The sequence below is a fragment of the Methylocaldum marinum genome (genome assembly GCF_003584645.1).
Taxonomy (GTDB): domain Bacteria; phylum Pseudomonadota; class Gammaproteobacteria; order Methylococcales; family Methylococcaceae; genus Methylocaldum; species Methylocaldum marinum.
The window spans coordinates 2,664,916-2,688,885 of record NZ_AP017928.1 but is presented as its reverse complement, the minus strand read 5'-3'; the positions used below and the strand labels follow the sequence as shown (position 1 = coordinate 2,688,885).

20 protein-coding genes are annotated in these 23,970 nt (G+C 58.3%); 6 read left to right on the top strand and 14 right to left on the bottom strand.

What is annotated here, in order from left to right; translation table 11 throughout:
• Positions 1-155: 155 nt before the first annotated feature.
• The 8 genes from sS8_RS11655 to sS8_RS11620 all read right to left on the bottom strand — a co-directional run bounded on the left by sS8_RS11655 (position 156) and on the right by sS8_RS11620 (position 7,400).
• Positions 156-1,778 (bottom strand): hypothetical protein, encoded by a 1,623-nt coding sequence (locus sS8_RS11655; RefSeq protein ID WP_145986508.1) that lies wholly within the window; start codon positions 1,776-1,778, stop codon positions 156-158.
• A 59-nt stretch (positions 1,779-1,837) separates the two neighbouring features.
• The gene (locus sS8_RS11650) at positions 1,838-2,338 is read right to left on the bottom strand and encodes a GNAT family N-acetyltransferase (protein ID WP_232020610.1); all 501 of its coding nucleotides are present in this window, start codon (positions 2,336-2,338) and stop codon (positions 1,838-1,840) included.
• Between the two features lie 143 nt (positions 2,339-2,481).
• Entirely contained in the window at positions 2,482-3,060 is a 579-nt protein-coding gene (locus sS8_RS11645; RefSeq protein WP_170161053.1) for a PEP-CTERM sorting domain-containing protein, read from the bottom strand.
• Between the two features lie 269 nt (positions 3,061-3,329).
• Positions 3,330-3,941 (bottom strand): LysE family translocator, encoded by a 612-nt coding sequence (locus tag sS8_RS11640; protein WP_197716741.1) that lies wholly within the window; start codon positions 3,939-3,941, stop codon positions 3,330-3,332.
• 146 nt (positions 3,942-4,087) lie between these two features.
• The gene (locus tag sS8_RS11635; RefSeq protein ID WP_197716740.1) at positions 4,088-4,762 is read right to left on the bottom strand and encodes a DUF1287 domain-containing protein; all 675 of its coding nucleotides are present in this window, start codon (positions 4,760-4,762) and stop codon (positions 4,088-4,090) included.
• Between the two features lie 154 nt (positions 4,763-4,916).
• Positions 4,917-5,450, bottom strand: a complete 534-nt coding sequence (locus sS8_RS11630; RefSeq protein ID WP_119629787.1) for a M23 family metallopeptidase — start codon at positions 5,448-5,450, stop codon at positions 4,917-4,919.
• 294 nt (positions 5,451-5,744) lie between these two features.
• The gene (locus sS8_RS11625; RefSeq protein ID WP_119629786.1) at positions 5,745-6,398 is read right to left on the bottom strand and encodes an acetoacetate decarboxylase family protein; all 654 of its coding nucleotides are present in this window, start codon (positions 6,396-6,398) and stop codon (positions 5,745-5,747) included.
• A 150-nt stretch (positions 6,399-6,548) separates the two neighbouring features.
• The gene (locus tag sS8_RS11620) at positions 6,549-7,400 is read right to left on the bottom strand and encodes an ExeA family protein (RefSeq protein WP_119629785.1); all 852 of its coding nucleotides are present in this window, start codon (positions 7,398-7,400) and stop codon (positions 6,549-6,551) included.
• Between the two features lie 1,008 nt (positions 7,401-8,408).
• Here sS8_RS11620 and sS8_RS11610 point away from each other — a divergent pair.
• From sS8_RS11610 to sS8_RS11590, 5 genes are all read left to right on the top strand, one after another.
• On the top strand, positions 8,409-9,038 hold the full coding sequence (locus sS8_RS11610; RefSeq protein WP_145986507.1) for a protoglobin domain-containing protein: 630 nt from the start codon (positions 8,409-8,411) through the stop codon (positions 9,036-9,038).
• A gap of 47 nt (positions 9,039-9,085) precedes the next feature.
• The gene (locus sS8_RS11605; RefSeq protein WP_119629782.1) at positions 9,086-11,071 is read left to right on the top strand and encodes an SUMF1/EgtB/PvdO family nonheme iron enzyme; all 1,986 of its coding nucleotides are present in this window, start codon (positions 9,086-9,088) and stop codon (positions 11,069-11,071) included.
• Complete coding sequence (locus tag sS8_RS11600; protein WP_145986506.1) at positions 11,068-11,958, top strand: OmpA family protein; 891 nt, start codon at positions 11,068-11,070, stop codon at positions 11,956-11,958. Before sS8_RS11605 ends, sS8_RS11600 begins: the two co-directional genes overlap by 4 nt.
• A gap of 75 nt (positions 11,959-12,033) precedes the next feature.
• The gene (locus tag sS8_RS11595) at positions 12,034-12,426 is read left to right on the top strand and encodes a roadblock/LC7 domain-containing protein (RefSeq protein WP_119629780.1); all 393 of its coding nucleotides are present in this window, start codon (positions 12,034-12,036) and stop codon (positions 12,424-12,426) included.
• A 31-nt stretch (positions 12,427-12,457) separates the two neighbouring features.
• A complete protein-coding gene (locus sS8_RS11590; protein WP_170161052.1) occupies positions 12,458-12,937 on the top strand; it encodes a roadblock/LC7 domain-containing protein in 480 nt (159 codons plus the stop codon).
• A 77-nt stretch (positions 12,938-13,014) separates the two neighbouring features.
• On the opposite strand, the gene sS8_RS11585 is transcribed toward sS8_RS11590, so the two are convergent.
• The 3 genes from sS8_RS11585 to sS8_RS11575 form a co-directional block, all read right to left on the bottom strand.
• Positions 13,015-14,181: an AAA family ATPase gene (locus tag sS8_RS11585; protein WP_119629778.1), complete on the bottom strand. Its 1,167-nt coding sequence runs from the start codon at positions 14,179-14,181 to the stop codon at positions 13,015-13,017.
• 452 nt (positions 14,182-14,633) lie between these two features.
• Entirely contained in the window at positions 14,634-15,254 is a 621-nt protein-coding gene (locus sS8_RS11580; RefSeq protein ID WP_119629777.1) for a glutathione S-transferase family protein, read from the bottom strand.
• A 217-nt stretch (positions 15,255-15,471) separates the two neighbouring features.
• On the bottom strand, positions 15,472-16,059 hold the full coding sequence (locus tag sS8_RS11575; protein WP_119629776.1) for a TetR/AcrR family transcriptional regulator: 588 nt from the start codon (positions 16,057-16,059) through the stop codon (positions 15,472-15,474).
• A 404-nt stretch (positions 16,060-16,463) separates the two neighbouring features.
• Between sS8_RS11575 and sS8_RS11570 the strand changes: the two genes are divergently transcribed.
• On the top strand, positions 16,464-17,015 hold the full coding sequence (locus sS8_RS11570) for a hypothetical protein (RefSeq protein ID WP_119629775.1): 552 nt from the start codon (positions 16,464-16,466) through the stop codon (positions 17,013-17,015).
• 165 nt (positions 17,016-17,180) lie between these two features.
• On the opposite strand, the gene recC is transcribed toward sS8_RS11570, so the two are convergent.
• From recC to tnpC, 3 genes are all read right to left on the bottom strand, one after another.
• Positions 17,181-20,438 carry an exodeoxyribonuclease V subunit gamma gene (gene recC, locus sS8_RS11565; RefSeq protein WP_119629774.1) on the bottom strand — a complete coding sequence of 1,086 codons (3,258 nt, stop codon included), beginning with the start codon at positions 20,436-20,438 and terminating at the stop codon, positions 17,181-17,183.
• Positions 20,439-20,922: 484 nt separating this feature from the next.
• Positions 20,923-22,137, bottom strand: coding sequence for an NAD(P)/FAD-dependent oxidoreductase (locus tag sS8_RS11560; RefSeq protein ID WP_119629773.1), 1,215 nt, complete (start codon positions 22,135-22,137; stop codon positions 20,923-20,925).
• A gap of 307 nt (positions 22,138-22,444) precedes the next feature.
• Complete coding sequence (gene tnpC, locus sS8_RS11555) at positions 22,445-23,956, bottom strand: IS66 family transposase (RefSeq protein ID WP_119628671.1); 1,512 nt, start codon at positions 23,954-23,956, stop codon at positions 22,445-22,447.
• Positions 23,957-23,970 lie beyond the last annotated feature (14 nt).

Genomic DNA, 23,970 nt, shown 5'->3' with positions numbered 1-23,970 from the left:
TCAATCGGAAAGCACAATTAAGCCTGTTGTGCATTCCGGACCTTGATGCGCAGAGAGCGCGCGGATAGCCTTGGCCGCTTGGAAGCAGGCGGACAAGAGGCTGACCGTGTCCAGTCGGAATGATGCCAGTGCTTATTGGTTAGCCTCCGTAGAGCCTAGTTTCTGGGGGCCGGGTCGCTTTCGACCGCGGCATTAGCAAACTGCTTTCCTGCGCTCTGAGCAGAGGGCATTCCGTTCGCGGCACGCACAAAATTTTCTGTGAGCTGGGCAACGGCCGCACTGCTGCAGCCACCATGCTGCGCAATGAAGCGTTCCACCTGTGCATGTTCGCGAAACATCTGCTTACCGGAATGACTGAGGGTTGTGAAAAAGTCTTTCGGGCTCATACGCATGAGGTTCTTGGCTTCACCCGAGCGATTGCCAAAATCGCTCAACCAGTAAGTGTTGACGGCGGGGCGGTACTCTCCCCAGTGTGGCGTAAAGCGATGATATATAAGAGTCGTGTAGGTGCCATCACGCTGATAGACGATGCGCGAACCATCGATTCCCCAGCTTGATCCTGCATAGTCTCGATAAGGTATTCTGTATTGCCGAAGCAGACTTGGGTCTCTTACACATTGCTTCGAGTAAATATCTGCCAGAGCCATGAAAAATGCCTTGAATTCGACCCGTTCGGCGTAGGCGAAATCGCCATCGAAGACCCGCCTCGGCAGGTCGAACTCATCGTAAGCTTGCCAATGCCTGTCGAGAAAATAGACAACTCCCGGCTTGCGTTTTGAGCGATATTCAAAATCCTTACGATATTCCGCAAGAAAATTCTTGCGACGCGCTTCACGAGCGGAGTCATCAGCCGAGATTTCTGCCGCGATCCCTTCAAACCCAGCCAATGTCAGCTCACGGTTATGGCGCGGGTCGCGCTGCCAGTTGAAAGGACCGGACTGCATGGCGGCGATACGTGCGTCGACGTTTGCATTGCCCGATCGTTTCTGCACGGGCGTCTGATAGACGAGCCTGCCACTATTGATGGCAAAGGTATAGTTCACCACTTCCGTTTCATTGCGGCCGTCTCGTCTCGGTGGCCGGTATCGTTGCGCGTAGTAATGTAATGTGATGACTTTTTTGGCGGTGTGGCAGGTTTTTAGGAAACCTGCAAGCCTGCGATTCAGATCCTGAACAAATGCCTGGGCGGGGCGGTCTCCCTGGATGGGCAAGATAGTTTCGGTGGGCGACGCCGGTTGATGCTGCAGATACAGTATCAGAGTATCACTGCCTTGGGCGGCCTGCGCTCTACGTGCTTCCAGCGCATCGATGCGTGCTTGAATTTCGGGTGAGGGAGGCGCATTGCGTATGCGTTCAACGTTGGCTTCTGCGGCGTGAACCCGGTCAACCAGTTCCTGCTTGCTCATTGTTCCCGCTTTGTGCTGGCGGTTCCATTCCACAATATTCCGTAGATATTCCTCATGTGCTTGTTCAAAGAACACATTGCGAGCACGTTTGATCGCTTCCTGTTCTGCGATGATTTCCGACACCACCTGCTGCTGTACTCGTTTCGACATCGCCGGCTGCCGAAAGCTTGTCGGACACGAAACCTGCGAACCGGACATAACGGCTCCCGGGACATGTACGGTGTAATTCGGTGCCTTTGTGATCTGCGGGCCAACGAGTGCTTGACGTTGCATGCGCAACGCATCGAGAGAAGCTCGCGGCGTCGCGTGTGTGAGCGCTGAGAAGCCAATAATGAAGACGGTAACGCATCTGATCAAGGTATTGCCCTTCATGTTGTCGCCTCTCAGTTTGTTATATCGGCATTCACTATATTCAATGCGTATTGAAGCCGCTAGTCACATTGCCGTGAGCGCCGGAAGGGAATCATTTCTGATTTGGAAAAGCCGAATCTCTCGTAAAGTCGGTGGGCACCGACATTGCCGGCGTCCGTTAGAAGCGTAACCCGTGCACATTCTCTTTCACGGGAAATCCGCAAGGCATATTCGAGAAGCCGGCTACCCACTCCGCGGCCTCTAAAATCCGGATCGACGATCATGTCTTCCAGGATAGCCACTCGAGCCCCGAGCGCCGTCGAAACGGTATATAGAAGGCTTACCATTCCGATAATCTTGCCGTCGGCTTCTGCGAGCATGATCTCTCCCACCTGAGGGTTTGAAATGATTGCGCTTAAACCGGCCTCCTGAAGCGCGGCATTCGGGGTGAATTCTTGCTCTTGGGAAAAAAGGATCTCGAGGAGACGAGACAACCGACCGATATCCTCGTCTGTTGCGATTCGCATATTCAATGCCGCCACTCCCCCAAATTGTCCGTTGAAGCCCCGGAAAAGCATCATTATTAGCCCAATCGCATCTACAATCGACCGAGTTGTCCACAGTGTGACTAGTCAAGGCGAAAGTTGTTTTTCGCCCATGATGACGAAAGGCCGACCCGGTCTTCCGAGTCGGCCCGCTTTGCCCGGTCGGCAGGGTGGCTGATTTAGTCCCTGCGCCTAAACCTCAAGCTTACTCCAAGAAGTCCAGGCCCAATCAAAGAGAGGGTGGCAGGTTCTGGAACGCGGCTCAATTGGGCGCCAGTCACCGTCACGGTGTACGGCGCCCGCTGCGCAAAGAAAGGCGGCATGCCCAGATCGAGATCGGCTCTCATGCCTTTCAGCGTTCCAGTACCACTGAACCAGTAAGAGCCTTTGTTGAATCCATCGGTAACGGAGAATACTGCGTCAGAATCCAAGATGTACAACCAAGAATTACAGCAGTAACTGATGAGCAGTGAATAAGTGTTTGCCGTGAGGTTGAGCGTTATCTTGGAAATCGCGCCTGTCACATCGTCGTTCGTAACCAGATGTACCCCCGAGTTGTCGAACAATGAAAATGTGGGATCGTCATACCCCGCAGTGTATTCAATGTCGACTACTCCGTCGGTTGGAACCATGACGGTCAGAACATCATAGCCTTGCGAATTCAATTGGCCAGAGAAACTAGAGGCGTGAGCCGTGCCGACACACCCGATCAGGCTCAGCCCCAGTCCTACAGTTCGTACAAGAGTAAGTGTTTCCATACGTGACAACCCTATCATTAAATATACGTATGTCATTTAGCGACAACTGTGCCAATTGACTCACTTCTGATAAAACAATGATTTAGGTTCTGTCAAAGAGGGGGCTGTAAAGGAACTGTAAAAGAAATTGACTGGGTCTACGTTTCAGTGCCGTAATTGAAGCGAAATCATCAGGCAATCAAGACTCACCATTCGGCCGATAATTATCGAAACGCAGTCCTGATGGGGGTATCCCTGCTATTGACGAAAAATAAAGACGGGTTGCGAGCTTATGCCATCGCCACGAGAAAGATGCCGGCAGCTATCATTACGCCGGCCGCCGCAATACTCATGGTTTTTCCGCCCCTGATCGTTATACGCGTGCCCGCTCTATGGGCTGCGTAGGCGTAACCGAGCTTTACGCCGCCGACGGCCACTACCGTGATCGCCATGACCAAACCGGCGTCTGAATAGGACAGCGCGCTCAGATCAACGAAGGCCGGCAAGAAGCCTAAATAGAAAAAGACTGCCTTTTGGTCTCCGAGGGTGATGAGCAGGCCCGCCATGAAACTCGATAGCAATGACGAGCGGGTGGCGTCGTTGAAGTCCGAGACTTTTGTCCTGGACCTCCAGAGCGAAATTCCCAGCCAGATCAGGTAAGTCCCGCCGAGATACTTGATCAGGATGAAAAGGCCGTCGGTCATTTCGACGAGAAGCGCAAGACCGAGCATGGCCAGTAAATTGAACCACAGATCGCCTACCACGATGCCCATGGCGGTACACGCGCCATGGGCAAACCCGTGAGTCGCCGATCGTGCCGACACGGCCAGGACGCTGACGCTCGGAACCGCCGCCAGTACAGCCATGGCACCAAATAACGTCGCCATGTTGGTAAAAGTCACGCTGCCTCCCGAGAACCTGATACTGTTGTCCCTCTCGGGAAGAATGCGAGTAAAAGATGGTTGTAGTCCATTCCAACCTGAACGGTTTCCGTGTCATCGATCGAGGCTGTTTTCCCACGAAAGCGAGTCGCCCTTGAGTAATCCGGCTAAGGGTTGATTTGAGAGCGCCGCCCTTCGGGGTTTCGCGCCAGCGATGGGTTATCGAGGCTATTCGGCAAGTAACGATAGTGCCCGGTAATCGGATAGGCGAACAAGATATCCTCTAACTTAGGACCTTGCCCGATGTTGTGTACCACGAGAGGACGTGTTTCGGCCGGAGCGGTCTTATCCGTGACGATACCGATATGGGGCAGGTTGCCCGGCAACATCCAGGTAACAAGATCCCCCGGCCTATAAGCTTGTGTCTGATCGGATATCGGCAATTGTTGTCCATGACGTGCGAAAAAGACCTGCAGATTCGGCACTCGGCGGTGGTCTATGTTGGGATCGGGGCGTTTTAGGCTCCAAAGTTTTTTGGACGGGTAGGCGGAGAAGTTCGAAGCCATGTCCTTGTGCACGAGAACTTGTAGATCGATCCCCAGTGCGCGATAGCTCCGAATGACGACATCCGTGCAAACCCCGACACGCTCGGGAACGTCTCCGCCGGGGTAGGGTATGCGAAAGTATCTGCCGTCATATACGACTTTGTGAGTGGTCCTCTCCAGCGCTGCGGCGACGAGCCGGTCCGCCGCGATCTCGGCAAAGACGGCTGCCGGCACACACGATGCGACAAGGACGAATAAGGCAATTCGGTTGAATGTAAACTTGGGTCGGTAGTACAAAAGTCCTCCTTATCTCATGACGTACACTGTCGATAGGAAAAAAAATGCGCGAGCCGTAATTTCGCTGTCATTGCTCATGGGACTCTTCTCAGGTTAGTGAGAACCAGACCCGTCCCAAGCTTTCCGAGGAGGAAAGCACGAACGCCTGACGCCTTCAGTTCTTGTGTTGACTATCCGGACCTCCCAAGTATGGGCTCGGATTGATAAAGAAAGCCTTTTTATAACCCTGAGTTGAACCATCGATTTTCCAGGGCGCCGGAATTATCCGACTGATCGAGTAATGAAGATGAGGTGGTTTGCCTTTTGCGTTGCCGCTATCCCCTAGCGTACCAATCAAGCTGCCCGACGAGACAAAATTGAAGATTGACGTATTTATGGCGCTCAAATGGGCAAAATAATGGAGCCGCCATTTTGGCCCCAGGATAAGGACGACATTACCGCCTTTTCGGATTTGACCCGTATATAACACGATGCCATCGGTCGTGCTCGTGACACCGGTACCCAGTTTGCCGAAAATATCGATGCCTTTATGCACCCCGGATGTACCCCACGGTTCAAACCAGAAAGATTCACGGTTCCAATCTTTTGCGGATGCGCCTACGACGGGAATCTTGATCCTTTCAGGAAGAACGAAGCCGATCAGGAGTAGAGCAAGAATGGCAGTGCTTATCTTCTTTGAAATTTTCATTCCGGCTTCGGCATGGCGCTGGTGTCCAGGGACGGCGCGTTAAGGTCCGGTCGTTCGGCTTCGCCTCCAGTTCTCGTTCTCGAGCCGGCGAGAAGCACCCAAGGATCGCGGAATTTAGGCCATGTTCTCGCATCGCGTCGGCGCGGAAGCGTTTAATCCGCATTTTCCTCAAGCCTGGAACCGACGCTTGTGCAAGACGCAGGATTCGATCAGCGAAAGGCAGCGGTCAGCCATCTTGAGGTCTTGTTCGATGATTCGGTCCGAGATGTGAAATTGCTCTTCATACCGATTTTTTCACGTTTGCCGTACGGCTGTCGAACAGCCGATGACACGTGGCGCGTGGGCCACTAAAGTCATCTCGTCGAAATGAAAGGTTCGTACGGCATGGGACAGCGCCAGTGCCGCAAAAGGACTGTCGAATGGCACATCCAGATACCCCTTGCCGAGCCCAAAGCCGGCGGTAATCGTGCCCTTGAACCAAAGAAGGTTTACGCCGAGCTGGCTGAGTGCCGGCTGAAGAAAAGGTTGCCGCCACAACCGCCTAAGACGAGTGTAGTTCAGGGTACAGAGCGCCCGTTCGTCCTGACGAACCAGCACTTGCCCGGTTTCGCCCGATTGCCAGGAAAACTGCGCGAGTTCCTTGGGGAGTCCCCAGATTTCGCGGCCGCCGGCGCAGGAGTCGGGATCATCGACATAAATATGGGAGATCCAAAAGCCCAGATTTTTTCCGTAGCGTGTCAAGGCGGGAACGACGATCAATTCGTTATACGCGAGGTCGGACTCCGGACCGTAAGAGGCCAGGTATACCAGGCCCAAGGTCTTGCCGGGGAGGACCGAGACGATGGCCAAGTCCGGCGGGACGAATGCCCGTGCCCGTGCCGCGTCAACCAAACGCAGGGTCTGAACCGCGCATCCCTTTAAAGTCCAAGGGGCGGACGGATAAGTCATGAACTACTCCTTCTGGCGATGCCGCCTCGTTTTCGGTTGCAGCGCGCTCAAACTCTCCGGTACCGGTCGGCGCAGCCGTCGGATGGTGCCGCAAGGTTCCGACCGATGCTTGAGAAGCGCCCACATGCCGAAAAATGTACGGTTGGCGTCTTAACCCCGCCGGCCGTACCCGTGCGCTATGCCGGGTACGGCCGGCGTAAGGACCTCTCTCGCAGCATGCCGCGCGGTCGCCCGGCTCACTTGCGTCTTGCCCATGCGATGTGCGTCCAGCAGTGCCCGGTCGCAAATTGCGTTGATCTTGCGGGGAATGCCGCCGGACCGCCGGTGAACCTGTCCCATGGCTAGCCGGGTGAACAGCGGCGTTGGACATCCGCCGACCGTCAGTCGATGCTGAATGTAGGCGCGCGTTTCGGCAAGACAAAAGGGCCGCAATTGGTATCGGGCGGTGACTCGTCGAGCGATCTGCCTCGAGTCGGCATGCGCGAGGATCTTATTCAAATCCGGTTGTCCGACCAGAATGACACGCAGCAGTTTGATCTGGTGCGTTTCCAAGTGAGTCAGAAGCCGGATCAGTTCCATGGTCTCGAATCCGAGATTTTGTGCTTTGCCGATCAATACGACGGCTCGCCTGCCGCGCGCGTATGCATAAGTGAGATGTTTACCGAGCAAATCGACGAGAATGTCCAGGTCGATACACTGAGACGGATACGCGACGTTCAGTCCATCGCAGATGCTGGCCAGAAACCGGGCTCCGTCGGGGACTGGGTTGAGAATCAAGGCGACGTCGATGGTGTCCGGCAACTGTTCGAGCAGACACCGGCATAGCGTGGTCTTGCCTACGCCCGCTTCGCCGGTAAGCACGGAGAGCCCGCCGTCCGTTCGGTCGATGTCGTACAGCAGGCGCGCAAGGACTTCGTCATGCTGCGGGGCTAGATACACATACCGCGGATCCGCCGTTGCGGAGAAAGGCGGTTCACTCAGGCTGAAGAACTGGGTATACATGGGGTGGTGCGAAAGGCCGGTTGGTCGACGATCGGCAGAAAGCTTCCTTCAAAAACCGTAATACTAGTTGAATCCCCGTTTCGTGCATGGGCGCGCCGGCTGCAGGTGCGAATGCTCTGAAAATCGCGCAATTGAGGCTTGCGTTCCCCCGCACAAACGCCGCAACGCGGAAGCTGCATCAACGAGGATCGTGGCGCAGGGCAATCCACTACCATTTAAAGGCGGACTCAGTCGCTCTTTGATAGGGGTGCGGGGAATCGCCGTGAAGTCCGATGGCTTCGTTGCGCATTACGAGGATCCATCCAGAGGGAGCGGACAGGGGCGCACGGAGCACGGGGCGCAGGCCGAGGAGCCATGGAGCGGCGAACACGCTTCCGATTCGTCACGTACTTTCCGGCTCCCGCATGGCGGGGACTCGTGCTCGAATGACGAGGACGCTTCCCGCACATCCTCCTGAAGTCCGCTTCAATGCCGTCAATGTCATCCTCGATGCCGTGCGCCGGATCTATCCAGATTATCAAACAGGCCCGTACATACCCCCCGGTATTTTCGGGCCGCCGCCCAGGCCGATTACATTCTTAGGCCGTGGCTCACGCGGCTTTTCGCCGCGTCGGGACATAATGTTCGAAAAAATTTATTCGCTGCGCCTTTTTTGTTGACCGATTGCATGTCAAGAGCCTTTTTGTGATATCGGTCACAACGATGGACAATGTTCGGACAAAAGGATATAAATTACAACCTCACGCGTATGGTTTTTGTGTCGGAAAGTTACTGTAGCGGTTCAGTGGACCGGCTTTTTCGACATCGGCGCTAGCCGTCGAACCCATGCGCCCGGCACGGAACGCTTAGATAAAGCAGGCCTTCCAATGATTGGCCGTCGTCGCTTTCCGGATGAAGTAGGTGCAGATGAGTGACCACATGGTTCACGGGCAAGCGTAAGGGAGGGTTTTCTGCATGACTCAAGGAAATCCCGTGTCGCCCGGTAAGACGAAAGAGTTTTAATTTCTCGTGAACGACCAGCTCCAACAGACTTTGCATGGGACGGCGATGCCCGATATCAGCGAAAATGTGGAAATCATATCCACGCTTATGGACTACTGCGAGGACGACTGGGAAGTCCTCAAGAGCGAAGCTCGCCAGATTAGCGAATGGTCGCCCGATCTGGTGAAGATTTTCTACGATACCTTGTACTCATACGAAAAGACGGCAAGCGTGTTCCACGAAGGGGAGCGCCCCAAGGTCGAGGAACGCCTGGCTCGCTGGATTGCCTCTCTGGCCTCGGGCACGAAAGAAAAGGACTTTTGGCAGCATCAATGGATCATTGCCCTGGTTCATATTCAGCGGGGCGTGCGCAATATCTATGTGCTGGGCATGATGAACCGCCTGCAGCAAATCATCCTGCAAAAGTGCATGGAAACCTACGAGCAGCCGAAAGCTCTGCGCGTCTATACCGCATTCCTCAGGCTCAGCGGCGTCATCGCGGCGCTGATCGCCGAGTGTTATACCGAGTTACAGGAATCCATTACCACGCAAGGCCTATCCATGGCGGGTTTGAATCCCGGATTGGTGCAGCGAATTCGAGAGCTTCAGATCGGCAAGATGATGGGCCAAATGGGGTCTGACGGACGAGCAAGCTAGCCTTGTCCGCAGCGAGGGAGTTTAATCCGCGTTCCGGAGCTTCGAGTATGATGGTCCGCCCGCTGTCTAACGAGATCGACTTTTCATCCGCACCATTGAAATATCTCAGTTTCTTTGGTCTCAGCGAGGCGCCTTTCTCACTTATCCCCCATTCGCGCTACCTATTTCTCAGTGCATCTTTCTCCAGGGCTTGGTCACGCCTGACGGAGCGGCTTGATCGCTACGGCGGAATGGCCGTGCTGCTGGGCGAGAGCGGGGTCGGAAAAACGCAATTCAGCGTCTCCTTGGAGATCAAGTTTCCCGACTTACCGGCAGTTGTGAGAATCCATCCGGGATTGAGTCTCGGAGAATTTCTGGCCGGTATCCATGATGCATTGCGCGTACCCCGTCCTTTGCGGGACAGTGATGAGCGCGCGGTCCCGGAGGATCTGACCGAGTTCATCGAAGTACGCGAAGAATGGGGCGAGCAGCCGATCATCGTCATCGACGATGCACATTATCTCAAAGCGGAAATGTTGCAGTATATTCAGGCACTGCTTCAGGTCGGCAAGGGACGGCGGAAGCTGCCGGGCCTCGTCCTGATCGGAGAGCCCGAGCTGCTGTCGAAGCTCGAGGGCGCGGTGCGCACTGGAGTGCCGGACCTGGAATTGGTCCGTGCTGAACTACACCCCTTTACGGAGAGGGAAACCATCGATTACATCGATCACCGGCTTCGTATCGCCGGCGCGGTTAGACCGATCTTCTCCAAAGCCGCAAGCGTTCTTGTTTACCGATATTCCCTAGGCTTGCCGAGGCTTATCAATTCAATCTGCGATCAGGCCCTGTTTACCACCCGATTTCGATCGATGCCTACGGTAACAGCAGGGATCGTCCGCGAGGTCGCCGGCGACGTGCCTCCTCCAGCTTATTCAAAGAAAACACGTTTTCAGCGTTTCAAGGATGCCTTGGCCAGGAGACGGCTCGGCGAGTGGTCTGGTGGTGTCTTCCGATTGTTTCATGCGGGCCTTGCACGCGGCGCTTCCACGCCGTTGCTCGCGGCCGCAAGCTTGATGCCGGGTCAGGGAAGCGGTCTTGGTTACCGCTCGCTGACAGACCATTCAAACGGGAAGCGCGACCCTCTACCCGTTCCCGCGCTTTCCGAATCCCGTGCCGACGTTTTTGAATTCGAACATAGCGGCCCTACCCAACAGGGAGAGGCCGAAGAATCGGTCCTATCCCTTGAAAATGGCTTGCCGGAGCAGGTGCTCGAAATGGAGGATCCTCCCGCAGCCGAAGCGGGGGCTGCGTCGGCCCCGGACGAACCCGTGGAAAAACCGGCAGCGGCGGTGATCCGCCCGCCCGCGCGGAACCAGCCCGTACGAACGAGGGCGAGAAGAGTCGCCAGCCGGGTTCGTCCTTTCGCAGCGGACATTCCGGAAGACATGGTTTACATTGCCGAAATGCCGCTGGAATCGGCTTACGGCGAGCGCATCGGGATCGTCGGCGGTTTTCTGATGGACCGTACCCCGGTGACGAACGAAGCCTATGCCCGTTTCATCGAGGAAACCGCTCATCGTTCTCCTGAGTATTGGTTCAAGGGCCGGCCGCCGCCGTCCCTTCGTCAGCATCCGGTAGTCGGAGTCTCGTTGCAGGATGCGGAACGCTATGCCCAATGGTGCAGAAAGCGTCTTCCCACGGCCGCCGAATGGGAGGCCGCTGCGCGCGGTCCCGACAACCGGCGTTTTCCCTGGGGTAACGAATGGGATCCTCGGCGCTGCAACGGTCCGGGAAATGGTCTCGGCCGCAGCACGACGCCGGTCGGCGCGTTTCCGGATGGCGCTTCGGCGGGAGGCTGCCTGGACCTGGTCGGAAATGTGTGGGAATGGACCGCCGCCGACGATCGGACCGAGTTTCCGGCTGGGGATTATGCGTGGGTGTACGGTGGATCCTTCCGTCATGAAGGCAACATCCGAAATGCCATTGCCCGCGCCCGGGTCATGAGTAGTCACCGTTTTTCACACCTCGGGTTCCGCTGCGCCGGAGATTTGCCGTGAGCCGTCGGACATTGCTCGATCCGGATGGGCTGGACGGGCTATTCGCTGCGGTGGATAGAGGCGCGAGCGACGACGGAAGCGCGGGCCATGGAGAAAAGCCGGCAACGACGGGGGAAATACTTCCGGCCGGCCGCTTTTCGTATCGCACCCTGGCGGTCGGCGTCGTCGCTGTCTGCCTCGTCATGGCACTGCTGGTCACCAGACTGGGCCTCATGAGGGACACCGCCGTGCCCGCGGATTCGGCTGCGTTGCAACCCCAGCCGACTCATTTGACGGACACCCTGCGCACCCAACCGCCTGAGATGCAGCCGGTCGAACCGGGGCATATCGAAGCCCGGGAGCTTCCCCCCATCCCTGAAGGCGTGGGTAGCGCAGAGGCATTTCCTCCGGTCATGCCGAGCACGCCGACGGCGGAAACCGGCACCGCCGTCGTCGACCGGCGCCAAACCCCCGCGGAGCCGGCGCGGGGAGATGGGGCGGGGATTTCCGCTGCAGGCCCGGCCGCATCTCCCGTTTCGCCGGCGCCGAGTGATGCCGGTCCGGAGCTTTCACCCTATACTCTGCGTTTTCGCTTTAATTCCGTCACCTTGGGGAATCTGACGCCAGCCGAACGCAGCGCCTTGGTGGCTTTTGCCAAGACATGCCGGGGCGTTATCCGAATCATCGGCCACACCTGCCGTCTGGGGCCGGATGAGATCAATCGCCAGGTGGGTTTGGTGCGTGCCAGAGCCGTCCGGGACTTTCTTCGAAGCGAAGGCATGGCTGACCGAACAATCCTGATCGATAGCGCCGGAGAGAATCAGCCCGTTGCTCCCAACGAAAGTACCAGAGGCCGTGCGGAGAATCGGCGGGCGGAAGTATTCTGTTCGGCAGGTGCTGTTTCGTAGGCTCAGCAGGGCTCGCCCGATGGGCGGGCTCGCCGGTGAACAGCGTTCAACAACCCAGCAATCCATATCAATCCCATGAGCGAACCCATACCTTTCGATAGTCGTATAACGCGTAACGAGGAAATCGACGCTATTCTCCACGGTCTGACTTTGATTAGCGGCGTAACCGCAGCGGCCGTAGTGGACAGCGATGGACTGGTGACCCATATCCGGCGCGATTTCGACGTCGATACCGACGCCCTCGGCGCGTCGGTTCAGATCGTTTTCGGCGCCGCTTCCCGGGCGTGCGAGCATGTCCGGCAAAACAAGGTGAATATCGTTATTTCCGAGAACGCGGGTGGCCTAATCATGCTGGCACCTCTGAAATCGGGTCTGGTCTTGTCTTTGTTCGCGGACAAGGACGCGATGCTGGGAGCGATCCGCTTCGAACTCAAAGAAAGCATTCCGGCGCTGAATCGCTTGTTGTGATGTTTGGGTCGCGCTGACGCGGGGCGGGGTCGTGCATTGGTTTGAATCCAAGGTCGAACAGTTATGTACTCTGGCCAGGGAATATCGTGAGTTAAGCACGGTCAAGGACGCCGTCGGCAATGGACCACCGGATGCCACCCCTCATGCCCGCCGCAGCAGGCTGGTGGCGGCGGTGCACGCATTAGTCGAAGATGTTTCGCGACAGCCCGGGGTATCCGCCTGTCTGGTCAGCGTCGACGGGCTGGTTCTGGCGATGGCCGGAAAGGCCCCTGATTTCGAAGGCCTTGCAGCGTACACCCAGACTTGCCTGGGCGCTGCGAGCCAAGCCGCCCACGGAATCGAAATCGGCGACATAAGGCAGATTGTGGTGGTCGGCGACCGGCAAAAAATCGCCATCGTGACCATTGGGGAATTGGCTCTTTGCATTCTCAGTCCCGCGAACACAGTGCTCCTGTCCGCTCTCAGAGAGAAAGTTTCGCCTTTGGCGCGGACAGAGCGTTCGGCGGACTGACGACTTCAGCGACGCCTATTTTATATGGCCGAATCCCGTCCGCTTCGCATAGCCGCCGCCAAAGCCTAGCCGCTGCATCATGCCTGATCCGGCCAGTGCCATGCCGGTTCGTCCAATATGCCTTGCCGCACGACCTGCGTCTGACCGAGTTCTTTTTCGAGCGCGATGGCATGGCAGCCGCCATGGTCGCCGAGCGAGGCAATAAGCCGGCTGGCGTGGGAGACGACCCAGATCTGGGTACGTTGCGAAGCGTGTATGATGAGGCGGGCAAGGGCCGGTAACAGGTCGGGGTGCAGGCTGGTTTCCGGTTCGTTCAGGACCATGAGCGAAGGTGGGCGAGGCGTAAGCAGGGCGGCGACCCACAAGAGATAGCGCAGGGTGCCGTCCGACAGCTCCGCGCCGGACAGCGGGCGCAATAGCCCTTGCTGATGAAACCGCAGCGCGAAGCGCCCATCCTGTTGGATGGAGACATCGACGCCGTCGCCCGGGAAAGCGTCGCTGACCGCGTCGTTCAGCGCCTGGTGATCGCCGATTTCCCGAATTGTCTGAAGCGCTGCGGCCAGATCGCGACCGTCGTGATGGAGTACGGGTGTGCGGGTGCCGAGCTGGGGTGTACGTGCAGGGGAGCCGCCGTCGGCGCGGAAGTGGTCGTAGAACCGCCAGCCCCGGATGGTCTCGCGCATCTCGAAAACCTCGGGCGCGGCGTTCGGGTCGGCGAGGTGGTCGAACAGGCTGTCGAAAGGGTTGATGTGCCGGGACACGACCTGCCATCGGCGGTCGGCTCGTATTTTCACGACTGGCCCGTCGCGGTCCACCAACAGGCTTGCATGCCGACAGACCGGACCCGCCCAGATGCACTCGCGCTTGATCTCCGGATCCAGGGCGAAGTACGACCGGGAGGGTGTAGGCAGGCCGAGCGAAATCGCGTAGCCGTAGGCCTCGCCGGCGAAGCCGAGGCGCAAACGTACCACATCCTTGCGCGGCCCGCCCTGGACGGGGACTTCGCCCTTGCGCATCTTCCGGGTAAGGTTTTCAGGCCCAGCCCAGAAAGTGGATTCCAGTCCCCCTTCGCGCGCCAGCGAATTCACCACGCCGCCTTGCGCGGTTTCCGCCAGCAGTCGTACCGCACGATAGAGATTGGATTTGCCGCTGCCGTTCGGGCCGGTGATGACCGTAAGCCGGCCGAGAGGTACCACGAGCTTGAGCAGCGAGCGATAGTTTCTGATGGCCAGTGTAATGAGCATGGAACGAGTCAGATAGAGTCGGCGCCGGGGTCGGCGGGTCAGGACCTTACAGTCCGAATTCCCCCGGCCACCGTACGCGATCGTTTTCCGTCATACGTCGGACCGGGTAACTCGGGATTACTAATGGTCAAGAAAGTAAAGCCACAAGCGCCCCCTCTCCCTCTGGGATAGGGTTGGGGTGAGGGCGATTCGAATAGGACTTTACTTTCTTTACACACAGTAATTGACCCGGACGCCCAGAGCCGAGTGCGGCCATAGGGTTATACACCGCCAAAAGCCCTTGCAACCGGCGTTCGTGAAAACGTCGTCTCGGTACTGCCGTCCGCGCTTACAGCGGTCGGGGTATCTATAGTTTGAAGGCGCTGCCGTGTGATGCCGGGCATTGCAATATCCCTGATTCGCACCCAGTGTCCTCAATCCTTCAATATCCCGAAACCAGCGGTATCGCTCGCCTAGGCGGAAGGAGCGGTCGACGTCCAGGCAGGCAGTTGTCGGATTTTATCGAACCAGGCATTGATATGGTTATAGCCCGCCAGCGGATATTTTGCGGATTCGGCATAGATCAGCACCGGCGCCACGGAAATGTCGGCGAGCGTCATCGAATCGCCTACTAACCAGGGCTGTTTCGCCAAGTGGCTATCCAACACTTTGGCACAACGGTGAAATTTCTCTTCACCCTTGGTCAATTCTTCCGGGTCCGGGGCGCCGCGGCGCAATATCGATTTCAAAATATTCTCGAAGACGAAAACGATGCAAGCGGGCGCCCAACTAGTCGATTCCCAAAACTGCCAGCGCAGAATGTCCGCGCGAGCACGGGCATCACTGGGCCAAAACGGATTGTCCGATGCCTGCGAGGCTAAATATTGAACGATGGCGTTGGACTCCCATAGCAAGAAATCGCCGTCCGTCAAGGTAGGCACCTTGCCTTGCGGATTCATTTTCAAGAATTCCGGTCTCTGCCCTTCGCCTGCGAATAAATCCACTTTTTGCAGTTCCAGTTCGATGCCCAGCAGTGCCGCGGCGAACTGAGGTTTGTAGGAAAAGGGAGAGGCCGGATGATAGTAAAGCTTCATAGCATGCTCCTGAATGATAGGGTGGGCTAACGGCTTGACTCAGGTGGACCCTCGGCAGTGCGAGCAGCAAGGCTTGCGTATGATCGATGGGGCGAACTGAGCGGTCAATATCAGAACATACATTCTGAAACCTGTAAACCATTTCAGAAAGGTCGTTCGGGAAAGGCTTTGGATCAGGGCGATGCACGATCGCTTTGCGATCGTGCATCGCCGCTTTTCAGGATGGTTCGAGTGTGGACAAGGCAACCGAAACGATGTTTTCGATGGTTGCCGGGTCTGTTCCGGAACGCGCCATGGTGGGGAGAGCGTGGAGGATCCCGAGCAGGAAATCGGCTTCGCGCTGCACGTCGAAACCGGCCGGCAGTTCTCCCTGGTTTACGGCATTGGAAAGCATCTGCCGGATACCCTTGGCCAAAAGTTCGCGCACTTCGAGAATTTTGGCCGCGGTCACGTCGTCGTGCAGTCCGAGCTCGTTGATCGAGTTGAATACGAGGCAACCTAGCTTGCCTCCCGGCTGGCGCGAAAACGCCGCGAGCATCCCGAACAAGGCGCGAAGCGCACCCAATGCAGCACCGGGTTGTTCGATGATATCCAGAAGCGGTCGTACCATGTTGGCCTTATAGTGCTGAAACGCAGCGAGAAACAACCCGTTCTTATCCCCGAATTCGCCGTATAGTCCGTAACGGCTGACACCAGTGGCCTCGACCAAGTCCTCGATGGAGGTACCGAAATAACCCTTTGCCCAGAACAGGCGCATGGCCTTGTCGAGAGCGTCGGTCGGACAGAATTGGCGGGAGCGGGGCATGGATTTCGAGCGAGAGTTTTGGGCTATTTCGATGTATGACAAGAAAGTGCCGGAGACGTTGCTCGGCGCCAATATATGTCACCTGTTGATTAACGCAGCGGTAAACCAAAGACTAAGTGTACCGGCGAGTATCTAAAAACCCCAGCGGAAAGCGCATTTATCGAAAAATCGTCCCGCTTGCCTTCGGGACACGGTACATATGGATCGCGGCCGCTCGCCCCGAGCGTGTCGGAGGATTGCCGGGGACTGCTGAACGAAGCCGAAGCGAGATTACCCGTTCTCCCGGCTGAAATTCCGACTGTTTCGCTATGGATTCTGGTGTATGCTAATGCTCTCACGCGATCCTTCCGATCAGATGCAGGGTATTCGGTTTTTCATGGCGGTGCATGACATTGGTGTCAAAGATGAAGAAAAGATTTCCTGAAACTGCGCTGTTTATCCTCGCGGTAGCGTTTCTGGCGGGCTGCGGAGAGGCGGACAAGCCTGCCGAAATGTTCCAGGGTCTGCCACAAAAATTCGAAAAGGAGCTGAAATTCGAAAAAGAGCAGGCCCTGCGGGGTACGGTAAACGACGAGAAAGAACCCGTCACCGAAGGAAAGGTGGTGGCAACCGATGAAAAAGGAAAAACCATAGTCGAAACATCCTTGGCGGGCAGCAATCGCTTTTCCATAGTTATTCCCGCCGGCACCGCCTTGCCGATCCTGCTGAAAGCCTATCGCGCAGGGGAGGAATCGCAGGCAGATTCCCTCATGGTGGCCATCGTGGACTCGACCGAGACCCAATACAACATCAATCCCAAGACCACGGCCATCGCCGAAAAAGCCAAGTCGTTGGGCGGTTACACCCGGAAAAACTTGATGGCGGCCGCAATGATGAGCAGCACCGTTCCCGACGAGGATAAAACCACTTCAGGTTTTCGTGGCGACCCGACGAAACGCTACGGTGGCTGGCATTGACGGTATGTATTTGAGCGTTCGCAGGATGTGCCGACGATAGGAGGCGCATCGTTCGCGGTAGCCCCACAAAGCTCGTAGGCTGGGTCGGCACTTTGCGGAAACCCAGCGGTTCCTGCCTGAATTGGCGGGTTTCGTTCCTCAAGCCAGTACGGCCTTCATGCAAAATCACCGAGACGGCTCTTTTGTCATCGAGGCCAATATCGGGCTTATAAGCTCGACGGCTAGGGCCTCGAATCTTTCGTCCAAGGGATTGCTGCCCCGGTAAACCGTCTGGTAATAGGAATTCACGCTTTCGCCGGACTGGAATTCGGAACCTTCCCAGATACTCCGGGCCTGCTTGAGGGCATTGAGCCGGATAGTCTCCGGATCGCTGCCGGCCCGGGCCGGCGGATCGAGGCGGTAGCGGGCGTAGGCATAACTCGTCTTGGGGAAGAAGGGTAGCGGTTCGGACAGTCCTCGCCAGTACGCGTTCAGCAGTTTGGCGAGCTCGTTTTCGGGACGGTCGACAGCTTGGAACGTGATGGTTTGCTTCGGCGTATGCAGCAGGGACTGCGGCGTCGCCCCTGCGGGAGCGATCAGGCATAGCATCAGGTGCCGAAGCCACAGGTCGAAGATCTGGCGCGGACCGGGTTCTTCGAAGCTGTAGTCGGTCAGGCCGCCGGCGCCGACTTCGGCGAGGGAGCCGAGCAGGCGCAGGCCGTTCGCCTCGAAATCCACCGGCAGCGGTTCGAGGCGCGGTTTGACGAGTTCCGGGAGCAGTTTGACGGCGAAGCTCTCGACCAGCCGTTGCTCCCTGCCATGCAGCGCTTCGCCGAAGCGGCCGTGGGGCAGAAGCCCCTGGGCGTCGGCGAGCAGTAGCGCGCTGTGCGGTTCTCGATCCGCCGCCAAGGCGTTTAGGAGGTTTTGGCGGACCTGATTTCTGGTTCTGTAATCAAGCGCAAACGGTTCGCGGACTTCGAATTCTGCCGCGGCGTCTTCCAGAGCCAGGTTCAGCCGCCGCCGCAACAGATAGCGGACCGGATTGCTGAAGAAGTAGGCAAAACTTTCCGGATCGACGGTTCGCCGTTCGTCTTCGGGTTCCGGCAGGGGACCGGAAAACAAGGGTGCGGGCTCCTTATCGCCATGCCCGATCAGGCGGGCTGCAGCCAGCCAGGTCGATGAAAAGCCCGGCAGCCGGCGATCGTCCTTGAAATAGCCGGGATCGAACGGCTGCAGGGGATGTTCGGTCACGAGATGGCGCGAGATGTCGCCTTCGGTCGACTCGCAGCTTTGTATCGCGACGTCGATGAGTTCGGACACCAGGGGGGAGGGCGGCAGCTCGGCGTTGTCGCGAACGCTTCGGCCCACATAGCTCAGATAAAGAACCTCGCGCGCCGACAGCAGGGTTTCCAGAAAGAGATAACGGTCGTCGAGCCGTCGGGAGCGGTCTCCCCGGCGGGGATGTCTGACCATCAGGTCGAAATCGGGAGGATGCCGCTGGCGCGGAAAGCTGTCGTGATTCAGGCCAAGCACGGCAATGACCTTGAACGGCAGGCTGCGCATCGGCACCATTGCGCAGAAGGTGACCGCGCCCGTCAAAAAGCCGCCGGTGCTGGAAGGCTGGCTCAGGCGATCGGTCAGCCAGCGTTTGACCACCCGTATTCCGACCGGTTCGCCGAAGCCCGCTTGTTCCGAAAGCTCCCGCAGTAAATCGAGGGTTGCACGCAGTTGGAGCAGTACCGATTCGTCCTTGTCGCGCGGATCGAACAAACGGCCGATGAATGCGTTCAACTGTTCGACCCACTCCGTCACCGGCTGCTTTGCTTTGAACCGGTCCGCCCATTCGAACAGCGTTTCCAGGAAATCAGCGAACCGTTCCAGGACCAGGACGCGACTGCCTTCGATGTCGTCGTAAGGGAGGGTTTCGGCGAACATCGGGAAGCCGTTGCCGGCCAGTTCCAGAGGCAGGGCATAGCCGAGCATCAGGCGCTTCAGGCCGTCGCGCCAGGTGTGGCGCGGGATATCGGGCAGCCGGTATTCGGTCTTGTGGGCGCCGTCCCTTCCCCAGCGGGTGCCCACGGCCCGCGCCCAGTGATGGATTATCGGAAGATCGTTTTCGCAGAGCCGGAAACGGCGCTGTATCGCGGCTTGTTCCAGGTAGCCGAGCGTCGTGTCCGCCGCAAACCGACTTTCCGGGAGATCCAGCAGAGCGAGAAAAGTCTCCAGGAGCGGTTGTTCGTGGGTCAAGCCGCGGTCGGCGATGCTGAAAGGGATGGCCGGGGCGTCGCGGCTCTCGGCGAACACCGCTTCGATGTAAGGCGTGTATTGTTCGATGTCCGGCGTCAGTACGGCCACGTCGCTCGGTTTCAATTCGGGATCGGCGTCGAACAGGGCGAGAAGCTGATCGCGCAGGACTTCGATTTCGCGCATCGGGCTGTGGCAGGCGTGGACTTGGAGCGAACGGTCGTCCGGCCGTATAGGCAGAATTCCGGCACTGCGGCGGTCGATCAGTTCCAGGATGTCGGCCTGGAGTATGTGCAGGATCGAATCGCGCGGCGGTTCCGCCCGGAACAGGCTGTGCAGCTCCGAATGCTCGGCGAGTTGATCGAAAAATTCGCGGCCCTGTTTGCCGAGCGATGCCAGCAAGGGGTGACCCACCTCCAGGTATAGATCTTCAGGCAGGCGTTCTCCTGCCAATCGGCCGATTTCCCGTTCGTCCCGGATTTCGCCCCAATATTCGCGGCAAGGGTTGATGGCGTAAAGATTGACCTCCGCATGCCCGGCGATCGCGTTCAGTATCTCCAGAAAGGCCGGCGGCAGCGACGAAACACCGAAGACGGCGATGCGCCGGGGCAGCCGGTCGGCCGCCGAGTCGGATTCGAGCGCCGCCCGCAGTTCGCTCATATAGCGGGCGCGATGGGGCGTGCTTTCCGCCGAGGCCAGATCGCGCCAGAGCAGCGCTTGCCAGTCTTCATCGCCGCCCAGCCCGAGCGGTTCGCCGCGTTCCCAGGCATCTATCCAGTCCATCCGGTAGATCAGGTACTGGTCGAAGAGATCGGCGATCCGCTTGGCGAGCTGGAACCGGCGCAGTTCGTCGCCGTTTCGGAGATAACCGAGGATGCGCGGAGTTCGGTCGAGATTTTCCGGACGTCCCAGCCAGTCGAGGATGCGAAAGGTAAGCACCTCGGCGGAAAATGCCGAACGCTTCGGCAGTTCCCCGAGGAATTTCCGGAGCAGGTCCCAGACGAACGACGCTGGCAATTGGAAACGGACATTCGCGCAGATGCCTAGCTTGTCGGCAAGGCGCAAGGATAGCCAGCGCCCCATCCCGAGGCTTTGCACTACGATGATTTCCGGCTCGAACGGGGAGGCCGGCGGTGTGTTGTCGGCCGTCAACAGTTCGGCAAGGAATTCCAGTTTGTCGGATTGGTAGAGGCGGAGCACAGGGCGTCAGTCGGGTTTTGTCGTTATACGGGATCAAAGTACCACAGGGCGGGGGAAGACCGGACCGAAGTTTTGTCGATCAGGACTCGCGCCCGCGGTTTTCGGCCGAATGAAACCAGTCCGGGTCGCGATCCCTGCTACCCCGCCCCCCAGTGCCGGTGGGTTACTGCGCGTAAAGAAAGTAAAGCCCTATCCGAATCGCCCTCACCCCAACCCAATCACTCCGCACATTCCTTGTGCGGAGCCGCAAGCGGCGCTCACGCGTGCACCCGTTCGCCGGGAGCGAACGGGAACGTGCGAAGCACGGCCCGAAGGGCGAGCCTCAGGGATGAGGCGAGTAAATCGGCCTCGCTACGTTGTCCCGCTTCGCTCGCGAGTCCGGGGCAGCCCATCCCTGGCCTGCCTGCTCGTCGCGTTGCGCCCCGCCCCGCCGATTTGTCCCGGAGGGAGAGGGCTTATTCAGGGCTTCCTTAAGTGGGCCGAATTACGCCTTGCCCGGATGCGGCCACTGGTAACCCTTGAGCAGACCCTTCCAGTAAATCGCCGGAATGATGTAGCGCTTCAAGAGATACATGCTGTAGCGCTCCTTGCCCTGGTCGAAGGGGAAGGTTTCCTGGGGTTTCAGATCGTAGTCGAATTCGGCCAGGATCAATTTGCCGTAGCCGGTGATCAGCGGGCACGAGGTGTAACCGTCGTACTTGGCTACCGGCTGTCCTCCATTCATAACCGACAGGAGATTCGCGGCCAGGACCGGGCTTTGGGCGCGGATCGCCGCCGCCGTCTTGGACGTGGGCAGACTGCTGGCGTCGCCGATGCCGAACACGTTGGGATAGCGAACGTGCTGCAGGGTGTCCTTGCTCACGTCCACCCATCCGCCTTCGTTTCCGAGCGGGCTTTTCTTGAGGAAATCCGGTGCGCTCATGGGCGGGACGACATGGATCATGTCGTATGGCTGGACGATGGTGTCCCCCGTATCGAGGTTCTTGAATACGGCTTCTTTCGATGCGGGGCGCAGTTCGACCAGATTGTGCTTGAAGTGGACTTCGATATGGCGCGGTTTTACCACCTGCTCCATGAGGCTGATGGCGTATTTCGGCACGCTGAAAATGGTGGGTGTGGCGCAGTAGAAAATGATCCTGGATTTGTCGCGTAATCCGTGCTTGCGGAAATGGTCCTCGGCCAGGTACATGATTTTCTGAGGAGCTCCTGCGCATTTGATAGGCGGCGGCGGGAACGTGAACACGGCGTTGCCGCCCTTGAAATTGCGGATATTTTCCCAGGTGGTATTGACGGTATCGTAGCTGTAATTGCTGCAGACCCCGTCTTTACCTACGGCCTCCTTGACTCCCGGAATCTTGTCCCAGTCGATCTGAAGCCCCGGGCATACAACCAGATAATCGTAACTGATCTCCTTGCCGCCCTGGGTCTTCAAGGAATTGTTGGCGGGATCGAATTCCGCCGCGGCATCGCGAATCCAGGTGGCGCCTTTGGGGATCAAATCGGCCATGGGTTTGACCGATTGCTCGCGACTGACGACGCCGCCGCCGACAAACGTCCAGAACGGCTGATAGTAATGTTTGTCGGACGGTTCGACGATGGCGACATCGGTTATTCCGGCATGCAGTACACGTGCGGCGATGCCGAGTCCGGCAGCGCCGCCGCCGATGACGACGACACGGTGATGAACTTTGCTATCCATGTGACCTTCCTCTTGAGTGGATGAATTTTCAGGTTTGTAGACCGGGGTTCTGGCAGACGCCTACCCCCGGCGATTCTGCTTTTTTTGCCCGGTCAATTCTGCCTCGTATAACGATCCTTTTACAATGCATTCCATTTTTGGCCGGACACCGAAAACCGATCGCGCGGCGCCGAGGGGCGCTGTTAAAGCGGTCTCGTTCGCTTGAATCGGAAAGCCGGTGGATATTGGCAAGCAGGCCCCAGCGCCGTAAGCGTTCGGCGGTACCCGGACTTGTGGTCGCAGTGGCGAACGGTTAAGTGGTCGCTTGTTACGCCCCGGGCAGCTTGCAGTTGTGAGGAAGCAGGCTGTCGATGTCCTTCTGCTTGGTGGAAGGCAGGCGGTTGAGGACATCCTTCAGATAGGCCTCCGGATTGATGCCCAGCTCCTTGCAGGTCTGGATCAGGCTGAAGACGGTGGCGGCGACCTGGCCGCCCTTGGGCGAGCCGAGGAACAGCCAGTTCTTGCGGCCGATGGTCAGCGGGCGGATGGCCCGTTCGCTCCGGTTGTTGTCGATCTCCAGGCGACCGTCTTCGGTATAGCGCTCCAGCGCCGGCCAGTTCTTGAGGGCATAGCCGATGGCCTGGGCAGTGGGGGTCTTGGGCGCCAGCTGGCGCAGCCGGTCTTCGAGCCAGGCCTTGAACTCGGCCAGGATCGGCCGCGCCTGTTCCTGCCGTAGCTTTCGGGTGCCTTCGGCGTCGAGTTGCTGTTCCTTGGCCTCCCGTTCGATGGCGTAGAGCCGGCCGATGTACTCCAAGGCCTCATGGGCGCTGATGCGCTTGCCGTTCTCGGTCTGTCGGGCAATCTCGAAGAACTTGCGGCGCGCATGCGCCCAGCACGCCACTTCCAGGACCTTGCCCGCGGCGAAGATCTGGTCGTAACCGGCATAGGCGTCCGCCTGCAGGTAGCCGCTGTAGCCTTCCAGTTTGGCCTTGGGATGCTTGCCCGCCCGGGTTTCGGTGTGGTCATAGACGACGATGGGCGGCGAGTGGCCGGCGTATACCCAAAACCGGGTTTCCCGCGTCTTGCCGCGGTCCTGCACCGCCACAGTGGTGTCGTCCGAGAAGATCACCGGCTGTTGCTTGAGCAACGCCAGCATCCGCTCGACCAAGGGCTGCAGCTGCCAGCCGCTCTGGATGACCCAGTCGCACAACGTGGTGCGGGCAATGGGGACACCCTGGTGGGCAAAGATTTGCTCGATGCGGTACAGCGGCAGGTGATAGCCGTATTTGGCCATCAGCAGATGTGCCAGAAGACCCGGCAGAGGGATGCCCTGCTCGATGATTTGCGGCGGGGCCGGTACCGTGGTCAACTGCCCTTGGCACTTCGCGCAGGCGCACTTTTCCCGCCGCGTTTCCACGACCTTCAGTTGCGCCGGGACGTAATCCAAGCGTTCGGAGCTTTCGTAGCCGATCACCGGCCGTTCCTCACCGCAGGCAGGACACTGCCGGTCTTGTGCCGACAACGGCAATACCACGATCTCTCGCGGCAGATGCGCCGGCAGTGCGGTGCGCTTCGGTTGATTCTTGGCGGGCGATTGCACCACCACCGTCTTGAACGCCACCGGACTGGCGACGGGGGCGTCCTCGGGCACCTCATCCCACAGCGGCAGTTGGTCGATGTCGGGGAGGGTCGCCAGTCGCTCGGAACGGGCGCCGAACAGCAGCTTCTTCAGCTGCGCCAGGTCGAATTCCAGCCGTTCGATGCGCGCCTCGCGCTGGGCCAGGGTGGCCTTTAGAGTACGATTTTCTTCGGCGAGAGCGGCGGCATTCATGGCTGCCATTATACCCGGTGGAC